Here is a 25396-nt window from a genome sequence, read left to right as displayed (position 1 = left end):
GTTCATGAAGGAGTCCATACCCCATTCATGAGTGGGGCCGATGGCGGCCAATGCAATGAGGGCCTGCCCGCCCAGCCCTCCGTCGCCCATTCCCTCTTCGGCCTACCCCTGATGCAGTAGTGCTAGGACGCCCGCCTCTTTGGGCAGGGCTCGTGAGACCTGGAGCGTGGTGGCCTCGAGCTCATCCACGGAAGGCGCGGGATGGAAGTCAGACACTGCTTCCGCATGGTACGTTGGAAACGTCATCGTCATGGCTCTGTCCTCGGGCGCTGTGCCAGCGCGGCGCTGACTGTCGAACTCGCGAAAATGTAGTCACGCGATATCCGGCGCGGTCATGCCCGCTGTCGAAGACGAGCCCCTCGTCGACTGGCCGCCAGACAGCGGCCGGCCTCAGGCGTCGGGGCTCGACCTGAACAGGCTCAAGCCGAGCCGCTGTGACAGGAAGCGCGCGGCGAGCTGCCCCTGGACGCTGTTGCCCGCGGCGTCGAGCCGTGGGGCGAACGTGCCCAACCCACCCTTGCCCGGCGCGACGGTGACGATTCCGCCGCCAATGCCACTCTTGCCGGGAGTGCCCACGTCATAGAGCCAGTCTCCCGAGGTCTCATACATCCCCGCCGTGGCCATCACCGCGAGCGCGTGGTGGCAGACCTCCGCGTCGACCACCCGGGTCCGGGTCACCGGGTTGACGCCTCCGTCCGCGAGCGTGGCCCCCATCACCGCGAGGTCCCTGGCGGTCACCGCGAGCGAGCACTGACGCGTGTAGAGCTCCGTCGTGAGGGAGGGCTCTGTCTCCAGGCGGCCCAAGCCGTGCAGCAGCCAGGCGAGCCCCTGGTTGCGGTGGTGCGTCTTCGTCGCGGAGACATACACCTCCTCGTCGAGCACGAGGGGCCTGCCGGCGAAGCGTGACAACCCCTCGTGGATGAACCGCCACCGGGCCTCGGGGTTGGTGCCCGGCACCAGGCTTGTCGTCGCGAGCGCTCCTGAGTTCACCATGGGGTTGGTGCGCCCGTCCGGGCTCTGGTCTATCGCCATGGCCGAGTTGAACGGCAGGCCGGTGGCATTGACCCCCAGCTTGCGCCGCGCCACCTCCGGGCCCAGCGCCTGGCAGACGAGGGCGAAGACGAACGGCTTGGACACGCTCATGAGGGTGAACGGGTGGTCCACGTCGCCAGCTCCGTGGCTGCTGCCGTTGATGCCGGCGATGCACACGCCGAAGAGGCGGGGGTCCACCCTCGCCAGCGCGGGGTAGACCTGGGAGCACGCTCCCTCCGTGTTCTCTCGATGGCGTCGGTGCGCCTCGATGACCAGCTCCCCGACCCGCTCCGAAGAGGGGAGGTGTCCGGTGGAGATGAAGGCCGCCTCGTCTGCCGTGTCCATGCGTGGCGGCCCTCCTGCTCGGAGTGGAGAGGCGAGGCGTTGCTCGCCTCGTCGTTCATCGGTCCCCTGGCGTTGGCTTCGCTGGAAGGGTTCGGTCGCGAGGGGTGGTTGTCAATGCCGCGGGCAGGCCTACTGCGCCTCGAGCATCAGGAAGCTGAAGTCCGCCGTCCCACTGCCGCTCGCCTTGGGGGCGTTGGAGTGGCAGCCCATGCAGGACGCGGTCGGCTGGATGAAGGTCTCCATCGTCGTGTTGGCGAGCACTGGCGGCGTTCCCTGGGGCGCTCCACCCGTGGCCCACTGGGTGCTGATGAGCTGGTAGTTGGCCCAGACGGAACCCTTGAGCAGCCCCCGGTAATACGCATTCAGGCTGGGGTCGGCCTGGATGGGCGTGGTGCGAGTCACCTGCACCGGCGCGTTGAGCGGCCCGCCGTCCGGAGCGAGCTCCGTGTACGGCTGGGTCGCCGTCTGCTGGTTGGGCTGGCAGTTCGTCGTGCAGTGCGGGTTGAAGAAGGACGACGTCGTGTTGTCCACCTGCTCGAAGGTGGACCAGAACCACTTCGCCTGGCTGGCCGTCTTGTGGATGATGTGCAGTCCCACCAGTCCCACGGTGACGGGGTTGGCTCCGGGACTCGGGGCGCCCGACTCGTCGTTGAGGACCCACGCCTTGCGCATGTAGAAGCGCTTTCCGGCGACCTCCTGCGCGGACAACACCTTCCACGCCGCCTTGACCTCCATGGCGCCCACTGGACCGCAGGGTTTGCCATTGCAGGGCCCGGGGTTCTGGGTGGGACCGGTGGGGAAGGAGATGGTGGCGCTCGTCTGACCCGCCGCGTTCCAGAGGTTGTTGGTGATGAGGTAGTTGTACTCGTCCTGGTTCAGTCGCTTCTCGTAGCGCACGAACCGGCCGTTCTGGTCCGTCAGGGGTCCGCCGACGGCCTGCTTGATGTCGGGGAACCTCTCGATGACGATGGCGGACGCCTTGGAGTCACTCACGAGCAGCTTGTCCACGTTCGCGTTGACGGCCTCGAGGCGGCCGGCCTCGGTCAGCTTCGTCAGCCGCCGCAGCTTCGTCTCCAGGGCCGCCGGCGTGTTGAACGTGCACCAGGCGCCGGGCTTGCTCCCGGGCGGCACGAAGATGTCGGTGTCCTCCGGGTAGGTCTCCCAGACGGTCGGCCCCTGTCCCGTGAGGATGCTGACCTGGGTGTTGGGCGCGCACGCGGACGTCGTCGCCGGCCAGTTGAGCGCGATGAAGGTGTTCCACGAGTAGACGTCCACGTCGGATTGGAACTCGCCGAAGCGAGGGCACGCATCCACAGGCACCACCGACTGCGCGGGGGTGATGGCCGTGGCGCACGTGGAGCCGGGACAGGTGGGGTCCGGGTTGCACCCCGGCGGGAGTGCCTGGGCGGACGGAGTGTCCGTCGAGCCCACCGGAGAGGACGAGGGCGACGTGGTGGCACAGGCGACGATGACGGCTCCGGCGAGGACACCGCCCACCGTCAGCTGACGCAGGAGAGTGTGAGAGACGCTCATGGACGACCCAGGGGTAAGAGGGGACGACTGCGACGCTGCCCGTGCAAGGCGAGGGCCTCGGTCCAGGAGTGGCTGCAACCTCCCGGAAAGAGGAACGAGCCCCACCGGGCCCGCATCCACCCGCGTCGTGTGCGGACGCTGGTGCGTTGGTGCATCACGCAGCCAGGCGCGCCAGGGTGCCCGTGGGAAGCACCCCGCGCCAGCCAGGGGGAGGGGAGGGGTGCTCGATTCAAGACACCGTGAGGGTGTGTGGGTTCAGCGCGGTGGGGCTTTCGCGCGAAGGGGTGGGCCCTTGATGATGTGGCCATGCCCCGCCGCCCCGCGCTTCCCGTCGTGCTGCTGCTCTCGCTGTCGTCCGCCTTCCTGCTGGGCGCGGCGCCTCCCGCCGCGACGGGGGCGGCGAGCTCCGCTCCGGTGACGCTCCGGTGGAAGGTGCCGCCGGAGTCGTTGGGCTACGCGTACACGACGGAGGACACGGACCCCCAGGGCGGCCGGATGCGCGTGGACCTCTCCAGCCTCAAGTCGCAGGGCGTCTCAGTGGGCAAGCGTCGGCAGCTCTTCACGATTCAGCAGCCCACGCAGGCCGAGATGGTACTGGTGCTCACGCCGAAGCCCTCGGGTGACGTGGCCGCCAAGGTGGTGGTGACGCGGATGGACATGCCCAAGGCCAGGCGCCCGTCGAAGCAGGACCAGTCGATGGCCAAGGCGATGAAGTCCATGGAGGGCACGGTGCAGTTGCGTGGGAGCCTGACGCCCTCGGGGTTGGTGACCAGCGACCTCAAGCGAGAGCAGCGCAACCTGCTGGCGTTCATGGTGGAGCTGCCGACGAAGCCGGTCTCCGTGGGGGAGGTGTGGACCCACAGCGCGGACCTCCTGAAGATGGGCGGCCGGTGGCAGGGCGAGCATGAAGTCCTCAACCGCGTGGAACTGGTGGCGCTGGAGCGCGAGGCGGAGGGGCGCACGGTGGCCGTCATCGACTTCACGCTCGCGGAGCGGCACGACGGCAAGTTCGAGCACTCCGACCCGTCGAAGTCGATGCCTGGGATGATGGAGATGTCCTACGTGGCGCGAGGCGAGTTCCTCGTCGAGGAAGGCCGCTGGAGGCGCATCGCCGGTCAGATGTCCACGCTCTCCAAGGGGCTGATGACAGGCAACACCGCGCAGCGGTTCGCCATGGTGCCGCTCGCGCCCATTCCCGCCGAGGTCCTCGCGGCCGAGTGACACGTGGGGCCGGGGTTCTCTCAACCCAGGGGCTGCGAGGTCATTACCCACTCCGTGGGCAGGTGAGAGGCGTTGCCCTAGAATCCCGGGTTCTCCTCGTTGAAGTGAGGCTGTCTCCTGGACCTGGCAACGCTGAACAAGCTGCTCTCGGTGGGTGTGCAGAATGGCGCATCGGACATCCACTTCCGCCCGGGTGACCCGCCCATCTACCGGGTGAACGGCGCATTGCGCCCCCTGAAGATGGACAAGCTCCAGGCGGACCACACCAAGCAGGTGGCGTTCCACGTCATCACGGACCCCTCCATCAAGAAGCAGTTGGACACGCTTCAGGAGTGCGACGCGTCCTACAGCCTGCCGGGGGTCGCGCGCTTCCGGGTGAACATCTACCGTCAGCGGGGCTCGCTGGCGTGCATCCTGCGCATCATCCCGGATGAAATCCCTACCATCGACGGGCTGGGTCTGCCGCAGGTGCTCAAGACGATTGCGAGCAACGAGCGAGGGTTGGTGTTGGTGACGGGCGCGACGGGCTCCGGGAAGAGTTCCACGTTGGCGTCCATGATTGACCACATCAATCGCACGGAGAACCTGCACGTCCTCACCATCGAGGACCCCATCGAGTTCATCTACAAGAACATCAAGTCGTCCATCTCCCAGCGCGAGATTGGCTCGGACACGACGAGCTTCGCGGTGGCGCTGAGAGGGGCGCTGCGCCAGGACCCGGACGTCATCCTGGTGGGGGAGATGCGGGACACGGAGACCATCGACATCGCGCTCAAGGCGGCGGAGACGGGCCACCTGGTGCTCTCCACGGTGCACACGACGGATGCCTCGCGCACCATCAACCGATTGGTGTCCGTGTTCCCCGCCGAGGAGCAGACGATGGTGCGCATGCGCCTGGCGGATTGTCTGAAGGCGACGGTGTCCCAGCGGCTCCTGCCCCGGGCCAGCGGCAAGGGGCGCACGGTGGCGCTGGAAATCATGGTGCAGACGAAGACGGTGGAGCAGTACATCCGGGATGACCGCGCCAACGAGCTGAAGGACGTCATCGAGAAGGGCCGCGACATGTTCGGCATGCAGTCCTTCGACCAGCACCTGACACAGCTCTACCGCGAGGGGCTCATCACCCTGGAGACCGCCCAGGGCGCCGCCTCCAACCCGGCTGACTTCCAGCGCGCGCTCGAGTTCGATTGAGCTGTCGCGGCTTGCTGGAGGTTGCCGTCCCCGGAGGTATTTGGGGCGTAGCGAACAACTCGAAGTCGTTCGCTACGCCCGCAGTCTTTGCGGGGGAGCGGGGCAATACCCTGTCCCGGACCTTGTGTTGTGTGTGCTGTCCGGTGGCATACGCTCCACAATCCCCTGACCCATGAGGCCTCGAGGGGAGTGGCAAGACGAACGATAATCCTGCCAGTCCCTCCGAGGTTACCCGTGAAAATGTCGAATGACAGTCTTTGGGGCCGTCAACGCCGGACGCGTCAGCTCGCGAGGGCGTGGCGGCGGTCGCTTTCTTCAGGGATGTCGTGGGTATGCATCGCCCTGCTCCCCTTGGCCGTCAATGCCGAGGAGCAGGACCGTGCCAGGACGCACCTGCTCGCCGCGCAACGCCTCTTTGAAACGCTCGAATATGAGCAGGCGTTGGAGCAGCTCTCGCTGGCCAGACCGTTTGCTCAGCTCGAGGCGCAGGCAGTCCTGCTTTCCCTCTACGAGGGGCTCATCCAGGCGGAGTCAGGAAAGCACGAGCAGTCTGATGCTGCCTTCAAGACCGCCCTTCGTCTGCGGCCCGAGGCGAAGCTCCCGGTGGTGGCCTCCCCCAAGGTTGAGCAGCGCTTCGAGGTCATCCGGCAGGAGGTGGAGCGTGAACTGGGGGAAGCAGCTCGAGCACAGGCGAAGCGCCCATCGGGTGCCGAAACGAGTGCTGCCGAGAGCCACGTTCCTTCTCAGTCGGCAGTCGAAGTGGCGGCGGTCTCAAGTGGGCGGGATGTAGACGACCATGCGGTGCGTGTGCGCACGTGGCTGCCGGCCGCCGTCGGTGGGGGCCTGTTCGCAGGGGCCGGGGTTGCTTTCCTGTTGTCGCGCAACGAAAGGTCCAGACTTCGTGAGGATGCACCGGGCTTCGCCACGCTCGAAGACGCCAGGCGCAGCGCCTCGCGGGGACAGACCCTCCAGACGGTGAGCTTTTGTCTGGCTGGAGTCGGGCTCGTGAGTCTGGGGGTGTCCGCCGGAGCGTATCTCTGGGGGCAGAAGACCGTGCCTCGGGATGAGGCGATTTCCATGAGTACGGATGGGACGTCTGCCTTCGTTTCCGGGAGGTGGCCATGAGCCGGCGCATGGGGTGGATGGTCATGCTGGGAGGGCTGCTGGCGCCCCTGGTGGCCTGTACGGATTTCGACTCGGAGCAGCGTGAGTTCTGTGTCCGCAACCCGGAGCGATGTGGAGGCGCGACTCCCGGGGACGGGGACGCGGGTGGCATTCCCGATGCTGGGGTGCCCACCGCAGGGGAGCCTCGGCCACCAGCGTTCATCGAGACGCCTGCCGCATCGCTGTATGTCGAGGGGCGTGGACAGGTGACCTTCCACGTCGAGGCGAGGGACCCGCAGGGCGCCGCGCTTCGCTTCGCCTGGTCAGCAACGGTCGGCACTTTTGGCGCGGCTCAGGACGCCTCGAACACGAGCCAGATTGCCTGGACGGCTCCCGCGTGCCTTCCGCGTGATGTCACCGCGGCGCTGACCGTGACGGTGAGCAATTCGTTCGACCTCGTGTCCCGTTTCACATTCTCGGTCAGCGGCATCTCTGACTGTCCCAAGTGGACCCCCACGGGGTACCTCGCGATCTCTGGACGAGATCGCCACACCGCCACTTTGCTGACGTCGGGTCGCGTACTTGTAACGAGTGGCAGGACTGAAAGCTCGTCTTCGAATACGACGGCGGAGGTCTACGACCCAGATACGGAGAGCTGGACGGCCACTGGCGGTCTGGCGCGATACCACGAAGAGCACGCGGCGACACTGCTCCCTTCTGGCAAGGTATTGTTGACAGGTGGTGTCGTTGTGACCAATGCCGTCGAGACGGCGGAACTCTATGATCCCTGGACAGGTACCTGGTCTGTCGTCAGTGGCTTTGCGAATCGATTCGGCCACACGTCAACTCTCCTGGCTTCAGGAAAGGTGCTGGTGACTGGCGGCTACGGGGCCGACGGAAACCTCAACATTTCGGAGATATTTGACCCCGCACTCGGTACCTGGACTCCCAGTGGGAACCTTACGACACCCCGTTATGCCCATTCGGCTACAGTGCTGGCCTCGGGAAAGGTTTTGGTGGTCGCGGGGGCTGGTGGTGGCTCTTCAGCTGAAGTCTTTGACCCCGATCGAGGCAGTTGGTCCCTGACTGGAAGCCTCACTGTGCCTCGAAGGGATCATACCGCAACGTTGTTGGCTTCGGGAAAGGTCTTGGTAGTGGGTGGTTCAAGTGCAAATTCTTCTGCCCTTGCGACGGCCGAGGTTTACGACCCGGCTTCGGACTCCTGGTCCTTCGCTGGCAACCTCTCCATGGCTCGTCTCGGCCACACCGCGACCCTTCTTCCTTCAGGACAAGTGCTGGTGGCGGGGGGAACTGCCAGGAGTTGGACGTCCCCGCCGGTGGATGAGGTCTACGACCCTGAAACCAACACCTGGACAGCCATCGACGGCAACGACACCTACCGTACCAATCACACTGCAACCCTGTTGCATTCGGGGAAGGTCTTGCTCGTCGGAGGTCGTGGGCTCAATTCGGAGTACCTCAGAGTGGCGGATGTGTACGACCCTGGCGGCGGCACATGGGCTGTCGTTGGTAGCATGACCGCGCGGCGTGCAGGTCACTCGGCCACCGTGCTCCGTGGGGGACGGGTGCTCGTGGCGGGTGGCGACAATAGGAGTACCCATCTTGCGACCGTGGAGTTGTATGACTCGGGTGTCTGGACCCGAACCGGTAACCTTGCTGTTCGCCGCGCGCGTCACACTGCGACACTGTTGACCTCGGGTGAGGTCCTTGTCGTTGGGGGAACTCACTACAGCGCAAGCCAGGCAACCGCGGAATTGTATCATCCTGAGTCTGGTTCGTGGTCATTTACCGGGAGCCTTGCGAAGGAGCGCTCCGGTCACACCGCGACCCTGCTTGCTTCCGGAAAAGTGTTGGTTGCAGGTGGTTATGACGGGGACGAACGACTCATGTCCGTAGAGCTCTATGACCCGGAGACAGCGAGCTGGTCTACCTCTGGGAGTCTCACGACACCTCGCTCAGGACACTCTGCAATCCTATTGGACTCGGGCAAAGTCGTGGTGGTTGGAGGTGTGAACTCCTCGGACGACCAGTTGATGGACGTCTATGACCCCGCGACAGGCAGTTGGTCTCCGAGTGGGCCTTCCGCCAATCCGGATGCGTACTACTCGGCCGTGCTCATGGCCTCGGGGAATGTCTTGGTGGTTGCAAGTATCAGCAGTGGAAGCTCTTTTGCATCCGCTGGAATCTATGACCCGAACACCGCGTCATGGATCTCCATTGCGGCCCCTGCTCATCTCCAGCGGGTCGACACTCTGACGCTGCTTCCTTCGCGCAAGGTGCTCGCACTGGGAGGTGCCGGAGGCGTTGGGTCCTGGCGAAGGGCGGAGCTGTACGATCCAAAAATGGGAACCTGGTTGTCCACCGGCAGTCCCTCCAGATCACGCAGCGGGGGGGCGGTATCGCTTCTGCCTTCGGGCAAGGTGTTGGTCTCCGGTGGAAGTTCCTGGGTGTCGGAAATGATGGCGGAGGTCTTTTCCCCCTGAACCGCGTCACTCCAACGAACGCGCATCATCCCGACGCGCTCCGCAGTGAGCCTCGTCGAAGCCCGTCCCGTCTGAGCCGTCCGTTTCCGCTCGAGAGGGTCAGAGGGTGCAGTTCTGGTTGCCGGTCAGGGACTCGTTCGTCGCGCTGATACAGGCGCACGGACGACTCCCACGGCACTTGAACGAGTTGGACGCCTCGCACAGGTCGCTCACGCGCTTCCAGCGCCTGATGGACTGGTCGACATCGTCATACCGGGTGAAGAGCTCATCCCCACGGACCGCGAAGGTGAAGACGTCCTGGTTGGACTCCAGCGAGCTCTCGCCAGAGGTGTCGCAGGAGGTGGCCCTCGTCATCACCAGCTTTCCGTCCGCCACCTTCCAGGTCCCCAGCGTGTTGTCCCAGACCTGCTCCATGTGGATGAAGGAGCTTCCCTTGATGAGCATGGCTTCGGTGGACCGAGCACCGAGGCCCTGCTCGAGGCGATAGAGGCCGTCCGGAAGGGTTCCTCCGGTGAGCGCCGGCGCGTTCGTCACCTCGGTGTCGTCCACGCTCATGTTCGAGCACCAGCTCACGGCATGGCACTGGAGCGTGCCCCCCTCCTCTTCCTTTTCATGGGAGTCGCCACATGCCGTGGCGAGGAGGGACAGCGAGAGGGACAGTGACAGGGCACGCAGCATCTTCTTCATCGGGTCCTCCTGCATCAAGTCGGTGGGGAACCAACCCCCGACAGGAGGAGACAGGCCGGAGCCCGCTGTTGCGGAAAATCGACGGGCCCCTTCTCGCCGTGGGTGGCTCGTCAGAAGAGGAAGTCCGTGGTGAGGAAGTCCGACTCCCGCCGGGTCAGGATGGATTGGACGAGCGTGGTGTTGGCGGGCGTCGTCTTCGTGGCGACGAGCGTGCGGATGGAGAACACGCGCAACGCATCCGCGACGGACAGCGTGCCCTCGGCCGAGTCCTTCCTCCCGTTGAAGGGGAAGGTGTCGGGGCCTCGCTGGCACTGGCAGTTGAGGTTGATGCGGCCGACCTGGTTGGAGAACGCGTCGATGAAGCGGCCGATGCGCGCCGAGTCCTTTCCGAACAGGCTCAGCTGCTGGCCGAACTGGGAGTTCACCACCAGCCGCACCACCTCCTCGTCCTCGTCGAACACCATCACCGGGACGACGGGGCCGAACTGCTCCTCGCTCGCCAGTCGCATGTCCTGCGTCACCGGGTACACCACCGTCGGCGCGTAGAAGGAATGGGCCGCCTGGCCTCCCGTCGCGTTCACCACGCGCGCACCCTTGGACACCGCGTCGTCCACGAGGCCCTGGAGGTAGTCCGCCTTGCCCGGCTCGGGCAGGGGCGTGACGGAGACGCCCGGCTCCCACGGCATGCCGGGCTTGAGCTGGTCCACCGCGGCGGTGAACTTCTTCAAGAAGGTATCGACGATGCTCCGGTGCACCACGAGCAGCTTGAGCGCCGTGCACCGCTGGCCGTTGAAGGACAACGTCCCGGTGATGCACTCCTTCACCGCCTCATCCAGGTTCGCGTCCTCCAGGATGATGGCCGGGTTCTTCGCGTCCAGCCCCAGCACGGACTTCAGACGGTGGGGCCGGGGGTGCATCTTCTTCAGCTCGCTGGCGCCCCGGTTGGTGCCGATGAAGGCGAAGAGGTCCACCTGGCCACTCTCCATCAGCGCGCCCACCGTCTCGCGGCCCTTGCCGTAGATGATGTTGATGACGCCCGGCGGGAAGCAGTCGCGGAACGACTCCAGCAAGGGGCGGATGAGCAGCACGCCGAACTTCGCCGGCTTGAACACCACCGTGTTGCCCATCAGCAGGGCGGGGAAGAGCGTGCTGAACGTCTCGTTGAGCGGGTAGTTGTAGGGCCCCATGCACAGCGCCACGCCCATGGGGGCCCGGCGAATCTGCGCCATGATTCCCTGCTCCTGCACGAAGCGGGACGAGGTGCGGTCCAGTTCCTTCAGCGCGCGGATGGTCTCCACGATGAGGTCGATGGTGCGGTCGAACTCCTTCTCCGAGTCCGGCTGCGTCTTGCCAATCTCCCACATCAGGAGCTTCACCACCGCCGTGCGCTGGGCACGCATCGCCACCACGAAGCGCTCGACGGCTCCGATGCGCTCGGCGACCTTCATCGTCGGCCAGACCCCGCGGCCCAGGTCATACGCCTTCACGGCCGCCGCGAGCGCCTCCAGTGACTCGCGAGAGGTGAGCAGCGGCGTGGCGCCCATCACCTTCTGCTTCAGGCCCTCGGGCGTCTGCACGTAGACGGGGCTGCGCACGGGGCTGAGGTCTCCCGCCCACGTCCGAAGCTCGCCGCCGACCAGGTACTCGCGCTGCTCGAGATAGGCGGGGAGCCGCACACCCGGGGGAATCTGCTCGTCGGTCGGAAAGAGGTCAGCCAGTGCCGTCATGGGGGCCCTTTTTAACGGACCCCTCGCGGACTGGCACGCCTTCCAGCGTCCCTAATACGATCTGGTCACTTCAAGAATGCGTGAGTGTGGGCGAAGTGTTCCCCCTGCATGACGCCGAAGCAGTTGAAGCGACTGGAGGGAGAGCTGGCGAGCTTCCTTGACCGGGTAGAACGGAGACGGGCGATGAGCCGTGGCTGATGAGCGAATGGCTCAGCCAGGAGAAGAGCCCCACCAGGCCGTGCTGGCGCGTCGAGCGTGACTATCAGGAACCGAAGGGAGGAGAAGCACCAAGAGCAGCCCTAGCCACCCGACTCCAACACGGTCGCCACAATCCTATGACATCCAATCACCCCATCACCGTCAACCCCGGCCACCTTCTCCATCTGCGACTCAGACAACGCGTTAACGGGCTTGTCGAATAGATACACAGTCATATAGAACAGCCGACCACTCACGCCATATCGACTCCAGAAGTCTTCGTCCATGCCCTGCACCTTGAGATACTCATCCTTCGTAGGCATGCAGAACGAGAGACGCCAATCCGAGTGGCTACCGGCACTGATGCCCTTCTCGCAATCCAGCGCCTTCCCATTCCGTGTCGCCCTGATGAATCCAGAGGCCTTCGCTTTTCCGGCCTCCGCGGCCGAGCAAACATTGCAATACACGCATGAGCCGATGCCCCCACAGTTCGAGCTATCAGCCCCTTTGCACTTCTCGCGAGGAGCCTGGGTTCCGTAGCGCACCTCTGCATAGGCATGCACGCCCCCACGGATGGGGCTGCGCACGACGACTGGCCCTTCAAGAAAATAGCAACCAGCCCCACGCTGTGAATCTTCGCGCAGCGGAGCCTCTGAGCTAGACGAAAAACGAATCACCTCGGAAGCCTTCGGCTTCGCCGTGCAGGACTCGTGTTTGATGACCTTCAATCGCAATCGGTCCGTTTTACCGCCATCCGCGGTGGCCGACCGTGCGGTAGTCAATGAAAGCAGTAAAGCCATAATGTAGACGGATTTCATTCTTGCGTCATACCACGAGTGTGTCCCGTGGGACATTGCTCGAAGTGAGGAGCGTTTCGCCGCAGGCAGGCGGGAGTTTCATCAGGACGGGCTTTGTGACCCGCGTAATGCCTCCCTGCACGCCGCCGGTTGCATCCTCTGCAACGAGGCTCCACTGAACGAGCCGCTGCCCCATCGCTCGAAGCCCTGAAGGACCCCTCTGTGTCAGGGAAGAAGTCGCCTCGGCTGAGGTGCGGAGCTGACCACCCGAAGGGGCGAGTGCAGGCGGTTGAAGTGCCGTACACAGACGCATTCAAGGCACGGATGGTGAAGCGGATGGTGGGGCCGAGCGAGGCGACGACCTCCGGAAGGTGGGGGCAGGCGACCGGGGGCTGGCGGATTGCCTGGCCTGGGGGCTTCACGGTCGGCTGACCGCATGAGCCCCCGGGGCTCCCATGCGTAGATCTGGAGCGAGTCCCGCTTCCCCCTGGAAGGGACACGGGGGCGATGGGGTTCGTGAGGGAGGGCGCGCGAGGGTGTCCGTGAGGACGCGCCGCGCAGTCGTTTCAGGAAGGAGCCGCGCGTGATGCACGAGGGGGATGCCTCCGCCGCTCGGGTGGGGGACTTGCTGGCCGGTTGGGAGAGTGAGCTGAGGGCGCGCTACGTACGCCGGGTGGAGCGGGAGCGCGGTCCCCGGGGCCTCGCCGAAAGCAGGCTGGTGGAGCTGCTCCCCGTGCTCCTGGAAGCCCTCACCCGGGCGCTCTGGGAAGCGCGCGTTCCTCCGTCTCCCGCCATGCTCCATGCCCTGCGCGTCGGGCAGGCGGAGCGCTGGCAGGAACGCCCGGACGCGGACGTGGGCCTGCTGGCGCGAGAGTACGGCCTGTTCCACGACTGCCTGCTGGAGTTGCTCGAGGAGGTCGGGGCGAGAGCGTCCCTTCGTGAGCTGCGAATCGTGGAGGCGGTGCTGGCGGAGGCGACCGCGGACGCGGTGAGCCGTCACTCGGCGAACTCCCACATGCATGATGACGGCGCCTGGCTCCAGGCCATCATCGACCACGCCCCGCCCGTCATCTTCGCGAAGGACGCACAGGGGCGCTTCGTCCTCGTCAACCGGAGCTTCGAGGAGGCGCTGGGGATACCGCGCTCGCGCATCCTCGGGAGGACGGACTACGGCCTGTTCCCCTTCGATGTGGCGCACAGCAACCGCGAGCACGACGCGCGGGTGCGCGACACGCACGCGCCCCTGATGGCGGACGAGTACATCCCCGGCGTGAAGGGCGTGCGCACCTGGTTCGCCATGAAGTTCCCGCTGCCCGGCGGGGCGCGACCGGACGGCCCCTTCGTCTGCGGCATCTCCACGGACATCACCGACATCCGCCGCACGAACGCGGCCCGGGACTTCCTGCTGGAGGCGGGGAGGGTGCTGTCAGGCTCGCTGGAGCTGGAGGCGACCCTCCGGAGCCTCGCGGGCCTGGTGGTGGCGCACCTGTCCGACTACTGCACGGTGGACCTGCTGGATGGGGAAGGGAAGCTCGTCCGGCTGGAGGCCGCCGCGAGGGAGCCTTCGCGCCAGGAGCTCATCCGCCGCATCATGCCCTACGCTCCCCGCGTGGACGTGGACACGCCGCTGAGCCGGGCGCTGGCGCGAGCCGAGGCCCTCGCCGTGCCCCAGGTGACGCCGGACTGGTTGGAGTCCGTGTCCACCAACGCGGCGCACCGCGCGCTGCTGGAGGCCCTGTCGCCCCGGTCCTCCGCGCTGGTGCCGCTGGTGTCTCGCGGGCGCGCCCTGGGGCTCATCCACCTGGTGTGGACGCGTCCGCATGCGCCCGCGGAGATGGAGGCGCTGGTGGAATTGGCGCGAGGCGCGGCCGACCGCGCGGCGGTGGCCATCGAGAACGCGCGGCTGTACCGGGAGGCGCGCGAGGCGGTGCGGGTCCGCGAGGACGTGGTGGCCATCGTGAGCCACGACCTGCGCAATCCCCTCAACGCCATCCACCTGACGGCCACCGCGCTGCTCCGGCGCGCCGGGCTGTCCGAGGAAGGGGTGAAGGGAATCGGACGCATCCGCGATGCGACGCAGCGGGCCACGCGCATGATTCGCGACCTGCTGGACTTCACCCAGGCGCGCGTGGGCGAGCGCATTCCCATCCGGCCGCGTCCCATGGACCTGCATGGACTGATACGGCAGGCCGTGGATGAGCTGTTGCTCGCGCATCCCCAGCGGCATGTCCACGTGGAGCTGCACGGAGACGGGCGGCTGGACGCGGACGAGGACCGGCTGGCGCAGGTGGTGACCAACCTGGTGGGCAACGCGCTCCAGCACAGCGAGCCGGGCTCGCTCGTGCGGGTGGTGCTCCGGCAGGAAGAGGAAGGCGTGTGCCTGGAGGTCCACAACGCGGGCGCTCCCATTCCTCCGGACCTGTTGCCCACCCTCTTCGAGCCCTACCGGCGAGGCCCCGAGGCGCGCACGAATAAAGGCAGCATCGGCCTGGGGCTCTACATCTCCCGGCAGATTGTCCTGGGGCACGGTGGGCGCATCGACGTGGACTCCGCCGAGGAGGGCACCCGCTTCAGGGTGTGGCTGCCTCGCCCGGTCGAACCTGGGCTTCGCCCGGAGAGGTGGGGTATTCATCCGTCAGGTACCCCATGAAAAACCCCATCATCGCGACACGAGAACTCGGCCGAGGCGCCGCACGGTTTCATGACCTTGTCTACATCATCAGCAAGGGCAAGACGCTGCTCAGGGACGAGATTGCGCATACCAGCGTGGTGAGCGTCGACGGTGGGGACTGGGCCGACGGCGTGGACACGACCTGGAACTCGACGGCCATCGCGGTGGCGCGACAGCCCTCCGAGAAGATGGTCGTGGTGGGGGAGGATGGAGAGGTCGTCACCTACGTCGGTGGGAAGAGCAAGAACGAGGCGCTGAAGCCCGCGCCGGTGATGATTCGCAACGCGCGCGAAATCGCGGGGTGGGTCTACGCCTGTGGGATGAAGCGACAGGTCTACAAGCGCATCGGCGAGGCGAAGTGGGTGGCGATGAACGCGCCTGCCGCGGAGGCCACGGAGAAGGCGGGCTTCGAGGCCATGGACGGCACCTCGGAGACCGACCTCTATGCCGCGGGCTGGGGCGGAGAGGTGTGGCGCTATGACGGGAAGAGCTGGTCGCCCTGCGAGAGCCCCACGCGCGTCATCCTCAGCGCCGTCTGCTGCGCGCCGGATGGCACCGTCTATGTGGCGGGGCAACAGGGCGTGCTGCTCAAGGGGCGCGGAAGCGCCTTCGCCGTGGTCCCCTGGGCGGAGGAAGTGACGAGTGACTTGTGGGACCTGTGCTGGTTCCGCGGCAAGCTCTACGTCGCCACCCTGTCCGCGCTGTACACGTTGGAGGGCGACAGGCTCGTCGAGGTCGACTTCGGCGAGGCGGGAACACCCACGTGCTACGGGCTGGCGACCGCGGAGGACGTGCTGTGGTCGATTGGCCGCGACGACGTGGCCTCGTTCGACGGCACCACGTGGAAGCGCTACGAGTGACGCATCGCCGCGCCCGTGGCGCGCGGGGAAGACAGCTCCCCGCGCGTCAGGGACTCATCGGCTCAGGCCATCAAGGGTAGGAGATGGACTCGACGAAGGACGGGTGGCCTGGATGGCACGCGGCCTCCACGTCGGCACCGACGATGGTGCCGCGCAGGATGCGGCTCGGCTGGCCCGGCCGCTTCACCGTGAGGGTGTAGGGCAGCGGGCTGTCGTCGCCATGCGTCGTCTCGAAGCTCGTGGTCTTCAGACAGACGTCATAGATGCCTCGCGCAGGCGCGGCCTCCTCCCCGCCGGGCGCCCGTGCCTGCTCGCCGGTGATGCCAGCCTCGTAGGTGACGAGCTCGCCGGAGGGCGTCCGGATGATGAGCTGGGTGTCCAGCGCCTGCTCCCACGTCGCGGTGAGCTGGAACGGCGTCACGCTGGTTCCGCAGACTCCGGACGTGCAGGTCCTCCCGCTGGCGCAGGTGTTGCCGCAGCAGCCGCAGTTCGCCTCGTCCGTGTTCGCGTCCACGCACCGCCCCGAGCATTTGACCTGCGGCGCCGGGCAGCTGCCGGGCACGCAGTCAAAGCCGCCGGTCTGATTCACGCACCGCTGGCCCGGGGTGCAGGTGTGCGTCCCGAGCGTGCACTCGTTGATGTCATTGCACGTACGCCCGTTGCCCGAGTAACCCGCCTTGCACGTGCAGTTGTAGCTGCCCTGCGTGTTGCTGCAGGTGGCGTTGACGGAGCACTGCGAGGTGCCGTTGGTGCACTCGTTGATGTCGTTGCACGTCCTGCCGTTGCCCGTGTAGCCGCCCTTGCACGCGCAGGTGTAGCTGCCTTGCGTGTTGGAGCAGGTGGCGTTGACGGAGCACTGCGAGGTGCCGTTGGTGCACTCGTTGACGTCCGTGCACGTCCTGCCATCGCCCGTGTAGCCGCCCTTGCATGCGCAGGTGTAGCTGCCCGGCGTGTTGCTGCAGGTGGCGTTGGTGGAGCACTGAGAAGTGCCGTTGGTGCACTCGTTGACGTCCGTGCACGTCCTGCCGTTGCCCGTGTACCCGCCCTTGCACGCGCAGGTGTAGCTGCCTGGCGTGTTGGTGCAGGTGGCGTTGGCGGAGCACTGCGAGGTGCCGTTGGTGCACTCGTTGATGTCGTTGCACGTCCTGCCGTTGCCCGTGTAGCCACCCTTGCACGTACAGGTGTAGCTGCCCGGCGTGTTGGTGCAGGTGGCGTTGGTGGAGCACTGAGAAGTGCCGTTGGTGCACTCATTGACGTCCGTGCAGACGCTGGGCTGGCCCGAACAGGCGTACCCCGGCTCCACCTGGCAGGTGGCGCTACAGCCGTCGCCCCCCGTGCGGGCGCCGTCGTCACAGCCCTCGCCCGTCACCACCCTGCCATCGCCGCACAGCGGTCCCGTCGCCTCCACCGCGTCCACCTGGTAGAGGGCGGCCAGCCCGCCCCGCAGCTTCACGAAGCGATAGGGCGTGGCATTCGTATAGGGGACCAGCGCCGTATAGGTGCCGAGCCCCAGCTCGATGAGCCGCACCTGTCCGGTGGTGATGACCGTCATGTCGGCGCGCAGGAACTCCACCTGCGCCACCACCGCCACCGTCAGGCCCCGGTAGTGGATGCGCAGCGGGCCAGTGCCTTCCTCGCCTTCGCCCATGTCCAGGTTCAGCGAGCCGCCCAGGGCCGCGAGGAAGCTCGCCACCGTCCCATTCGGCGCGCCTATTGCGTTGTTCGGGTTGAGGACGGCGACGACACCGCCCGGTGCCACCGCGTCCGCGTAGGGGTCTATCGCGAACTCGGACACCTTGTCCGTCGAGTCCTCTGCCTCCTGCTTCGCGGACTCGTCGTTGGCGGGGGCATCCCCCTCTGAATTGACACCACAGGCGCCGAGAACGGTGAACATCAACACCGTGCTCAGCGTGTGCCACAGCGTGGCCCTTCGATTGAACTCCATGTTTTGCTCCATTCCACTCAACAGACCGACAGCTCCCGAGGTCAGTCAGCCCTTCGGGAAACCGCCGGAATCCATGAAATGCATGGAGTTCAGTTCGCGCCTGGAGACCTTGCGCTTGTCTGGCGAAGCACGTGTGCCAATCGACAGGCGCCGCGTTGAGTATCGCGGCGGTGCGTCGAACGCGACATCAGGGGGGACCTGCAAGGCACGCGCGGGTGCCTGGGCTGCGGGGTGTGTTGCGGGCGAGCTTCCGTTACGGCTTCTTGCGCCAGGCCTTGAGCTCCGCCTTCTTCTTCGCGCCCACTTCATCCAGCCTGTCCTGCCAGCGCTTGCGGTAGGGCCGCAGGGCGGCGGCCACGGTGCGCGCGACGACGAGGTTGCGGTACCACTTGGAGTCGGCGGGGACGATGGTCCACGGGGCGTTCTTGGTCGACGTGCGCGCGAACACGTCCTGGTAGGCCTGGGTGTAGTCCGCCCAGTGCCGGCGGTCCTCCCAGTCCCCGGCGCTGATCTTCCAGGCCTTGCGCGGCTCCTTCTCGCGGTCCAGCAGGCGCTGCTCCTGTTCCTTCTTGCTGATGTGGAGGAAGAACTTCAGGACGATGGTGCCGTTCTCGGAGAGCATCTCCTCGAAGTCGCGGATGTGCTCGTAGCGCTTCGTCCAGAGAGATTTGGGCGCCAGGTCATGGACGCGCACGGCGAGCACATCCTCGTAGTGGGAGCGGTTGAAGATGGAGAACTCGCCCTGGCGGGGCGTATGGCGGTGGATGCGCCAGAGGAAGTCGTGCTCGCGCTCCTCGGTGCTGGGGACGGCGAAGGAGGCGACGCTGACGCCTCGGGGATTGAGGCTGCCCACCACGTGTTTGATGGTGCCGTCCTTGCCCGCCGTGTCGCGGCCCTGGAGGACGATGAGCACGGAGTTCAGGCGCGCGCCCCACTGCAGGTCCTGGAGGTCGAACAGCTCCTCGCCGAGCGCGTCGAACTCCGCCTTGGCATCGGCCTTGAGGGCCTTCTTCGGCGGAGTCGTGTCGATGCTCTCCAACCGCACCCTGGCTCCCTGTCTCGCGCTGGTGATGAGTTGCATGGCTTCCTTTCCATCCGTTCCGGGGACTCGCGTGGGGGCTGGCGTCGTCGCTCCAGCCGTCCCCTGGTATCGCCCGGAACGGGCTGGGGCTGAACCATTCATGCCCCCGTCATGAAGACTCCGTGAAGATGTGAGCACAGTGGGCCGCGCACCTCGGAGGGGCCGCGGCGAGCCTGCTCCGTGCCTCCTCCTCAAGCCGCGTCTTCGCCGAGGCCGTGCCGGGGGAGGGGTGATTTACATTTCGAGGGGGCTGAATTATGGGGGCCCATGACGCCACTGCTCCCCGACCCCGATGGCGAGCTGGATGCTCGCAACCCGCTGGTCATCACCGTGGATGACCTGCTCACCGACGACGAGTGCCGGGCGCTGGTGGAGCGAATCGAGGAGGCGGGCCCGACGGCGGCGCCCATCACCACCTCCTCTGGCTTCGTGATGCGTCCCGACATCCGCAACAACACCCGGGTGATGTTCGACGACTACGAGCTGGCGGACCTGTTGTTCCAGCGCATCTCGCCGCACGTCCCGCGCCGGCTGGAGCGTCAGTGGGAGCTCTCTGGCACGAACGAGCGGCTTCGGTGCTACCGCTACGACGCGGGGCAGTACTTCGCCCCGCACTTCGACGGGGCCTTCGTGCGCGACCGTGACGAGCGAAGCCTGCTCACCTTCATGGTGTACCTGAACGACTGCACCCACGGTGGCGCGACGAACTTCCTCTCGCTCGACCGCTCCGTGACGCCGCGTACGGGCACCGCGCTGCTCTTCAACCACCACCTGCTCCATGAAGGGGCGGAGGTCACCGCGGGCCGCAAGTACGCGCTGCGGACGGACCTGATGTACCGGCGCATCCGCTCGTGAGCCGGCGCTGACCCGCGGTGCCTGGCCCTCCACGCGAGGTGCCACGGGCTCCGGAGCAAGAGGCCTCCGGAGCCCGTTCCTTCAGGGCTCAGTGAATCTCGATTTTACAGGTGGCACTGCAGCCGTCGTTGTTCTGGCCGTTGCCGTCGTCGCACTCCTCGCCGGAGGTGAATTGAACGACGTGGTCTCCGCAGCGAGGCCCCAGCACGCAGCCCGGCGCGCATTCGCCGTAGCCCCCATTGTTTGTGCCGTCGTCGCACTGCTCCCCTTCATCGACGATGAAGTTGCCGCAGAGCGCGCTGCACTCGGTGTGCCGGGTGGTGAAGTCGTGGAGGGTGAGTCGGTACGAGGACGCGGTGGTGTGGCGCTCCGCCTGGAACACCGCGACCTCGTAGATACCGCCTGGCGTGAGCCCGAGCCGCGTGGCCTGGTTCGACAGGCTGACGTTGCCACTCATCGCGCCGTGTACCCCGCCCATGTCGAGGGCGAGGATGCGATTGATGAACACCCAGACATCGTCATCGCCTCGGAAATCGAGGACCTCGGTGCCCTTGTATTCGAACCAGTAGCGCGTCTCGCTGGTGAAGCTGAAGTTGCGCGGCCGGGCGGGGTTGCCGTTGTCGCCGCGCGAGGGCTCCTGCCCGGAGGCGACCCAGCCCAGGTTGTCCAGTGGGAAGAAGCTCTGATTGTCGAAGAGGTACGAGCCATTCGGCTGCCGGTGGAGGATGAGCGTCCCGACCTCGGGCTTGTTGACGAACGCCGTGTCGCGGAACCACTGGGCGAAAGCCGCGGCTCCGTGCGTCGTGAGGGAGGACTGGCCCTCCTTCGCGTACGCGGGCTTGCCGTTCGCATCCAGGGTGTTCTTCACGATGCCGGTCTCCGCGCCGTTCTTGTTCTCGAAGTCGATGTGTCCCCTCGGCAGGGAACTGGAGGCCGGCAGGTCGTAGCCCCGGAAGTCGCGGTAGACGATGGGGAGGGCCACCTGGGCGGGAGGTGACTCGATGGTGATGACGCATTGGAAGCCGGGTTCGAGCTCACACGACGACGAGCAGCCATCATGGGCGCGCGTGTTGCCGTCGTCGCATTCCTCGGTCGTGTCATTCGGCAGCAGCACTCCGTCGCCGCAAACGGACTCACAGACGCCGTTGGTGCAGAGAGGCTCCCTCATGCAGAGCGGGGAGCAACCGTCGCCGGTGTCGTTGTTGCCGTCGTCGCACTGCTCGGTCCCTTCGGTCACCTGGTCGCCGCAGGTGGTGCGGCTGCACGGCTGGCCGACAATGGGGCACTTGTAACCGGACTCCAGACGGCACGAGCCGTTACAGCCGTCCGCGGAGGCGGTGTTGCCGTCGTCGCACTCCTCGTGTCCGGCGCGGATGCCGTCGCCGCACGCCTCCGCGCCGCAGGCCCCGCCGTTCGCCGGGCAGCTCCAGCCGGTCTCCACGGCACAGCTCGTGTCGCAGCCGTCGTTGCTCGTCGTGTTGCCGTCGTCGCAGACTTCCTGGCCATCCACCTGGCCGTCGCCACACACGGGAATCAGGACACAGGGCTGGCCGGCCTGCTCGCACACCCAACCGGGTTCGACCTCGGCGCAGCTCGCGGAGCAGCCGTCGCCGCTCACCGTGTTGCCGTCGTCACAGGCCTCCGAGAGCTGGCGGTGGCCATCGCCGCAGGTGCTCATTCCGGCGTCGGGTTCAGGGGCAGGTCCCCCGTCAAGGGGCCCCGCGTCCGGCTCCGGTGCCGGTCCCCCGTCGAGCGGCCCCGCATCCGGCTCCGGTGTCGGTCCGGCGTCGGTCTCCGGTGTCGGTCCGGCGTCGGTCTCCGGTATCGGTCCGGCGTCGGTCTCCGGGGTCGGTCCGGCGTCGGTCCCTGGGGTCGGTCCCGCATCGGTCTCCGGGGTCGGTCCCGCGTCTTGCTCTGGCTGGGGGCCCGGCCCTCCGTCGGTACCCGTGTGGGTGCCTGAGTCCTCCTCGTTGCCGGGCGTGCCGGAGTCCTCTCCGCCGTCGGGCGGGCCCGCGTCGCCACCGCTGTCTGGGATGGACGCATCGGGGGGCTGGGTACCGGCATCCGTGTTGGGGGAGTCGTCTCCGCCGCACGCGGACAAGACGAGGAACAGGGTGGCGAGCAATGCGCTCAGCGACCGCGAATGAACACGAGGAATCGGCATAGGGATGAGAGAAGGAAGTGAGGGTTGAGGCGGAACTTGGAGGGTGACGGACTCCAGATGTTGTCGATCGGCGATGGCCCGCTGGGCGCAGCATGATGCCCGGAACCGCTGACATCATCGGGTGTTGTCCCCCGCGCTTCGGACGTTCAGAAATGCTTGAGATTTGTACCATGGTGACAGGTGCCACCCCATCGACAGACCATGGGCCGCCCGCCCCCGGGTGTAGCCCCGGACCCACGGAGGGAGATATCCGCTAGGGTCGCAGACCCCCGTGATTGGAGTCCCCATGCGACCCTCCTCCCTGGTCCTGCTCCTGCTGCCCCTGACTGGCGCCGCCGCCGTGAAGAACGTCTCCACCGTGGCGGAGCTGCAAGCCGCGCTCGCGTCGGCGAAGGCCGGTGACGACATCGTGCTCGCGGACGGCACCTACACCGTGAACACGAACCTGGACTGCAAGGCGGAGGGCACCGAGGCTCAGCCCATCACCGTGCGCGCCGCGAATCGCCATGCGGCCCTCATCCGCTTCAACGCCGTGGAGGGCTTCAAGGTGTCGGGTCGCTCCTGGGTCTTCGACGGGCTCACCCTCGAGGGCATCTGCGCGCGAGACCCAGACTGCGAACACGCCTTCCACGTCACCGGCCACGCGGAGGGCTTCGTGTTGCGCCACAGCCGGGTGCGCGACTTCAACGCGCAGCTCAAGGCCAACGCGACGAAGAACACCGAGGGTGTCTTCGAGATGCCCCACCGAGGGCTCATCGAGCACAACGACATCTACGACACGCGCCCGCGCGCGACGTCGACTCCCGTCACCAAGCTCAACATCGACACCGGCGACGACTGGGTGGTCCGCGACAACGAGCTGCACGACTTCTCCAAGCAGGGCGGCATCTCCTACGGCGCCTTCATGAAGAGCGGAGGCAAACGCGGCCTCTTCGAGCGCAACCGCGTCGTCTGCGCCAGGGACCTGCCGGCCTCGGACACCCGGATTGGCCTGTCCTTCGGCGGCGGCGGAACGGGGGCCGCGTTCTGTGCGCCGGCCTTCGATGCGAACGTGCCGTGTGACCCCGAGCACTCGGATGGCATCCTGCGAAACAACATCGTCGCGAACTGCTCGGATGTCGCCGTCTACCTGAACCGGGCCGCGCGCACGAAGGTGCTGTTCAACACCTTCATCGGCACGACGGGCGTGGACTTCCGCTTCGCGTCCTCCACCGGCGAGGCCCACGGCAACGTGTTGTCGTCCGTCATCCGGGGCCGCGACACCGGCGGCTTCACGGCGGGCACGAACTTGATGAACGTGGCCACCGCCACCTGGACGTCCTGGTATGCCGCGCCCCTCCAGGGAGACTTGACGCTCAAGGGCTCCGTGTCCCAGCTCGTCGGCGCCGCCGCCCCCAATGCCCTCGTCAGCGAGGACTTCTGCCGGCGTCCTCGGCCCTCCACCGGGGCGCACACGCTGGGCGCGCTGGAGCATTCGCTGGGCAACTGCGAGCCGGGCACGGGTGAGCCCGACGCCGGTTCCGGAACTCCCGACGCGGGCTCGGGCCAGCCGGACTCGGGGAGCGGCAACCCGGACGCGGGGCCTTCGGATGCGGGCTCTTCGGACGCGGGTCCGGGGCCGGACAAGGACGCGACTGGGGACGACGGTGGATGCAGCGCCAGTCCGGGCCTGTGGCCCCTGCTCCTCGCGCTGCTGGTGCCGCTGAGCCTGCGCCGCCGCTTCCGCCGCGAGTGAACGCGGTGGGCCCCTGGCTTTCCCGTCAGGGGCCCGCGCGACGCGGGGACGTGCTCACCACGCGGTGTGGCGGTAGTCCTTGAAGAAGTTGCCCCACGAGAACTGGCCGGTGTTCTCCGAGAAGATGACCGGGTCCACGATGCGGGCCGCGCCGTCGATGATGTCCAGGGGCGGCTGGAAGTCGAGGTCCACCACCTTGCGCTCCGAGAACAACACCGGGTCCTCGTCGGTGACCCAGCCCGTGTCCACCGCGTTCATGTAGATGCGGTCCTTGGCGTAGTCCGCCGCGGACGTCAGCGTCATCATGTTCAGCGCGGCCTTCGCCATGTTGGTGTGGGGGTGCCGGTCCGTCTTCGTCCCGCGCGAGAAGCTGCCCTCCATCGCCGACACGTTGACGATGTGGCCCGCCGAGGAGCGGTCGCGCATCATCAGCGGCTTGAGCTTGCCGCAGAGGATGAAGGGCGCCACCGCGTTGATCAGGTGGACCTCCAGCATCTCCGCCGTCGGCACGTCCGCCAGCTTCATCCGCCACGAGTTCATGTTGCGCAGGTCCACCTGCTGCTCATCCGCGTCCAGCCGGCCCTGGGGGAAGAGGGCGCGCGTGTCCCCCTCCTGCTCCATCGCGTAGGGCAGGAGCGACAGCGCGGCGGACGAGTGGATGCCCAGCGCCGGGTCGCTGCTGCGCCAGGTCGTCGTGAGCGAGGAGGCGTCCACCGTGCCGCCGCTGCCGAGCATGGGCGTCACGGTCTCGATGCAGGCCCGGTGGCCCGCGAGCAGCGGACGCGCGGCCTCCGGCAGTTGTTCCAGGCGGAGTTGCTCTCCCTCGAGCAGGTGCGCGTAGAAGCCCGGAGGACGGCGGACCGTCTGCGCCGCGTTGTTGATGATGATGTCCAGCCGCTGGTGCGTCTGCTCCACGTACGTGGCGAACAGCTCCACGCTGGGCGCGTGCCGCAAGTCCAGCCCGTGGATGTGCAGCCGGTGGGACCAGTCCGCGAAGTCAGGCTCCAGCACGTAGCGCCGCGCCGCGTCCTGGGGGAAGCGCGTGGTGGCGATGACGGTGGCGCCCGAGCGCAGCAGCATCAGCGAGGCCTGGAAGCCAATCTTCACGCGCGCGCCGGTGATGAGCGCGACCTTGCCATCCAGGGAGGCGCGCTGGGTCCGCTTGGCGTAGTTGAAGTGCGCGCACTCCAGGCACATGGAGTCGTAGAAGAAGTGCAGTTGACGGAACTCCGCCTTGCACACGTAGCACTTGCGCGGCGTCTCCAGCAGCTGCCCCGGGTTCTCCTCGGGCGGGGGCGGCAGCATGGGCACGTTGAAGACGGGCGCCCGGCGCATCAGCCGGATGCGGGTGGACGCCCGGACCTCACGGTCCTTGGTCTCCTTCTCCTGCCGGCGCTCACGCCGCAGGGCCTTCTCCAGCCGCGTCTTCGCCCCACGGTCCGGGTGCACGAGGCGGCCAGCGGCGACCAGGAGGGCGAGCTTGTCCTCCTCGGGGAGCCGAGTGAGCAGGATGCGGTCCTCCGCCGCGGCCTCGAGGAGGCGGGTGCATCGACGGACGTCCTCCAACGAGAGCGAGGAGGGCGACGTGAGGTCGGTATCAGCGGGGAGTGCGGGCGACGAGGTCTCTGCGTCCTTCATTCCCGCGGTGAATATCCCGGAGGCGCCCGCGAAGAAAGGCCGGCGGTGGCGGAGGGCTCGGTAGGAGGGGAGGCGGCCGTGCTGTCCGGGGGAGGAGGGCCCCCGCCC

Annotated in this window: 17 protein-coding genes; 8 read left to right on the top strand and 9 right to left on the bottom strand. The window is 66.9% G+C overall.

Annotated features, from left to right (window positions below; genetic code table 11):
• Positions 1 to 390 precede the first annotated feature (390 nt).
• A complete protein-coding gene (glsA, locus tag FJV41_RS32360) occupies positions 391 to 1377 on the bottom strand; it encodes a glutaminase A (protein WP_141646458.1) in 987 nt (328 codons plus the stop codon).
• Between the two features lie 129 nt (positions 1378 to 1506).
• A complete protein-coding gene (locus tag FJV41_RS32355; RefSeq protein ID WP_141646457.1) occupies positions 1507 to 2910 on the bottom strand; it encodes a hypothetical protein in 1404 nt (467 codons plus the stop codon).
• 306 nt (positions 2911 to 3216) lie between these two features.
• Between FJV41_RS32355 and FJV41_RS32350 the strand changes: the two genes are divergently transcribed.
• From FJV41_RS32350 to FJV41_RS32335, 4 genes are all read left to right on the top strand, one after another.
• Positions 3217 to 4131 carry a hypothetical protein gene (locus FJV41_RS32350; RefSeq protein WP_141646456.1) on the top strand — a complete coding sequence of 305 codons (915 nt, stop codon included), beginning with the start codon at positions 3217 to 3219 and terminating at the stop codon, positions 4129 to 4131.
• A gap of 117 nt (positions 4132 to 4248) precedes the next feature.
• Positions 4249 to 5322: a type IV pilus twitching motility protein PilT gene (locus tag FJV41_RS32345; RefSeq protein ID WP_141646455.1), complete on the top strand. Its 1074-nt coding sequence runs from the start codon at positions 4249 to 4251 to the stop codon at positions 5320 to 5322.
• 234 nt (positions 5323 to 5556) lie between these two features.
• On the top strand, positions 5557 to 6447 hold the full coding sequence (locus FJV41_RS32340) for a hypothetical protein (protein WP_220137912.1): 891 nt from the start codon (positions 5557 to 5559) through the stop codon (positions 6445 to 6447).
• Positions 6448 to 6455: 8 nt separating this feature from the next.
• The gene (locus FJV41_RS32335) at positions 6456 to 8930 is read left to right on the top strand and encodes a Kelch repeat-containing protein (protein WP_181791078.1); all 2475 of its coding nucleotides are present in this window, start codon (positions 6456 to 6458) and stop codon (positions 8928 to 8930) included.
• Between the two features lie 99 nt (positions 8931 to 9029).
• Here FJV41_RS32335 and FJV41_RS32330 read toward each other — a convergent pair whose 3' ends face one another.
• The 3 genes from FJV41_RS32330 to FJV41_RS32320 form a co-directional block, all read right to left on the bottom strand.
• Positions 9030 to 9617, bottom strand: a complete 588-nt coding sequence (locus FJV41_RS32330) for a hypothetical protein (RefSeq protein WP_141646452.1) — start codon at positions 9615 to 9617, stop codon at positions 9030 to 9032.
• A 110-nt stretch (positions 9618 to 9727) separates the two neighbouring features.
• A complete protein-coding gene (locus tag FJV41_RS32325; protein WP_141646451.1) occupies positions 9728 to 11344 on the bottom strand; it encodes an NADP-dependent glyceraldehyde-3-phosphate dehydrogenase in 1617 nt (538 codons plus the stop codon).
• A gap of 299 nt (positions 11345 to 11643) precedes the next feature.
• A complete protein-coding gene (locus tag FJV41_RS32320; RefSeq protein ID WP_141646450.1) occupies positions 11644 to 12360 on the bottom strand; it encodes a hypothetical protein in 717 nt (238 codons plus the stop codon).
• Between the two features lie 565 nt (positions 12361 to 12925).
• Between FJV41_RS32320 and FJV41_RS32315 the strand changes: the two genes are divergently transcribed.
• A complete protein-coding gene (locus FJV41_RS32315; protein WP_246137564.1) occupies positions 12926 to 14989 on the top strand; it encodes a PAS domain-containing sensor histidine kinase in 2064 nt (687 codons plus the stop codon).
• The gene (locus tag FJV41_RS32310; RefSeq protein ID WP_217443717.1) at positions 14986 to 15870 is read left to right on the top strand and encodes a hypothetical protein; all 885 of its coding nucleotides are present in this window, start codon (positions 14986 to 14988) and stop codon (positions 15868 to 15870) included. The genes FJV41_RS32315 and FJV41_RS32310 overlap by 4 nt, the downstream gene beginning before the upstream one ends.
• Before the next feature lie 70 nt (positions 15871 to 15940).
• On the opposite strand, the gene FJV41_RS32305 is transcribed toward FJV41_RS32310, so the two are convergent.
• Positions 15941 to 17815, bottom strand: coding sequence for an EGF domain-containing protein (locus FJV41_RS32305; RefSeq protein ID WP_141646448.1), 1875 nt, complete (start codon positions 17813 to 17815; stop codon positions 15941 to 15943).
• 253 nt (positions 17816 to 18068) lie between these two features.
• Positions 18069 to 18896 carry a PPK2 family polyphosphate kinase gene (locus tag FJV41_RS32300; protein ID WP_141646447.1) on the bottom strand — a complete coding sequence of 276 codons (828 nt, stop codon included), beginning with the start codon at positions 18894 to 18896 and terminating at the stop codon, positions 18069 to 18071.
• A gap of 267 nt (positions 18897 to 19163) precedes the next feature.
• Between FJV41_RS32300 and FJV41_RS32295 the strand changes: the two genes are divergently transcribed.
• Positions 19164 to 19751, top strand: coding sequence for a prolyl hydroxylase family protein (locus FJV41_RS32295; RefSeq protein ID WP_141646446.1), 588 nt, complete (start codon positions 19164 to 19166; stop codon positions 19749 to 19751).
• Positions 19752 to 19839: 88 nt separating this feature from the next.
• On the opposite strand, the gene FJV41_RS32290 is transcribed toward FJV41_RS32295, so the two are convergent.
• A complete protein-coding gene (locus tag FJV41_RS32290) occupies positions 19840 to 21876 on the bottom strand; it encodes a DUF4215 domain-containing protein (protein ID WP_246137562.1) in 2037 nt (678 codons plus the stop codon).
• Positions 21877 to 22201: 325 nt separating this feature from the next.
• On the opposite strand from FJV41_RS32290, the gene FJV41_RS32285 reads away from it, so the two are divergent.
• Complete coding sequence (locus FJV41_RS32285; protein ID WP_141646444.1) at positions 22202 to 23650, top strand: chondroitinase-B domain-containing protein; 1449 nt, start codon at positions 22202 to 22204, stop codon at positions 23648 to 23650.
• A gap of 54 nt (positions 23651 to 23704) precedes the next feature.
• On the opposite strand, the gene FJV41_RS32280 is transcribed toward FJV41_RS32285, so the two are convergent.
• A complete protein-coding gene (locus FJV41_RS32280) occupies positions 23705 to 25288 on the bottom strand; it encodes an SDR family NAD(P)-dependent oxidoreductase (RefSeq protein WP_141646443.1) in 1584 nt (527 codons plus the stop codon).
• Positions 25289 to 25396: the final 108 nt, after the last annotated feature.

Origin of the sequence: Myxococcus llanfairpwllgwyngyllgogerychwyrndrobwllllantysiliogogogochensis (genome assembly GCF_006636215.1) — a bacterium.
Taxonomy (GTDB): domain Bacteria; phylum Myxococcota; class Myxococcia; order Myxococcales; family Myxococcaceae; genus Myxococcus; species Myxococcus llanfairpwllgwyngyllgogerychwyrndrobwllllantysiliogogogochensis.
This window is presented reverse-complemented; position numbering and strand designations above follow the sequence as displayed.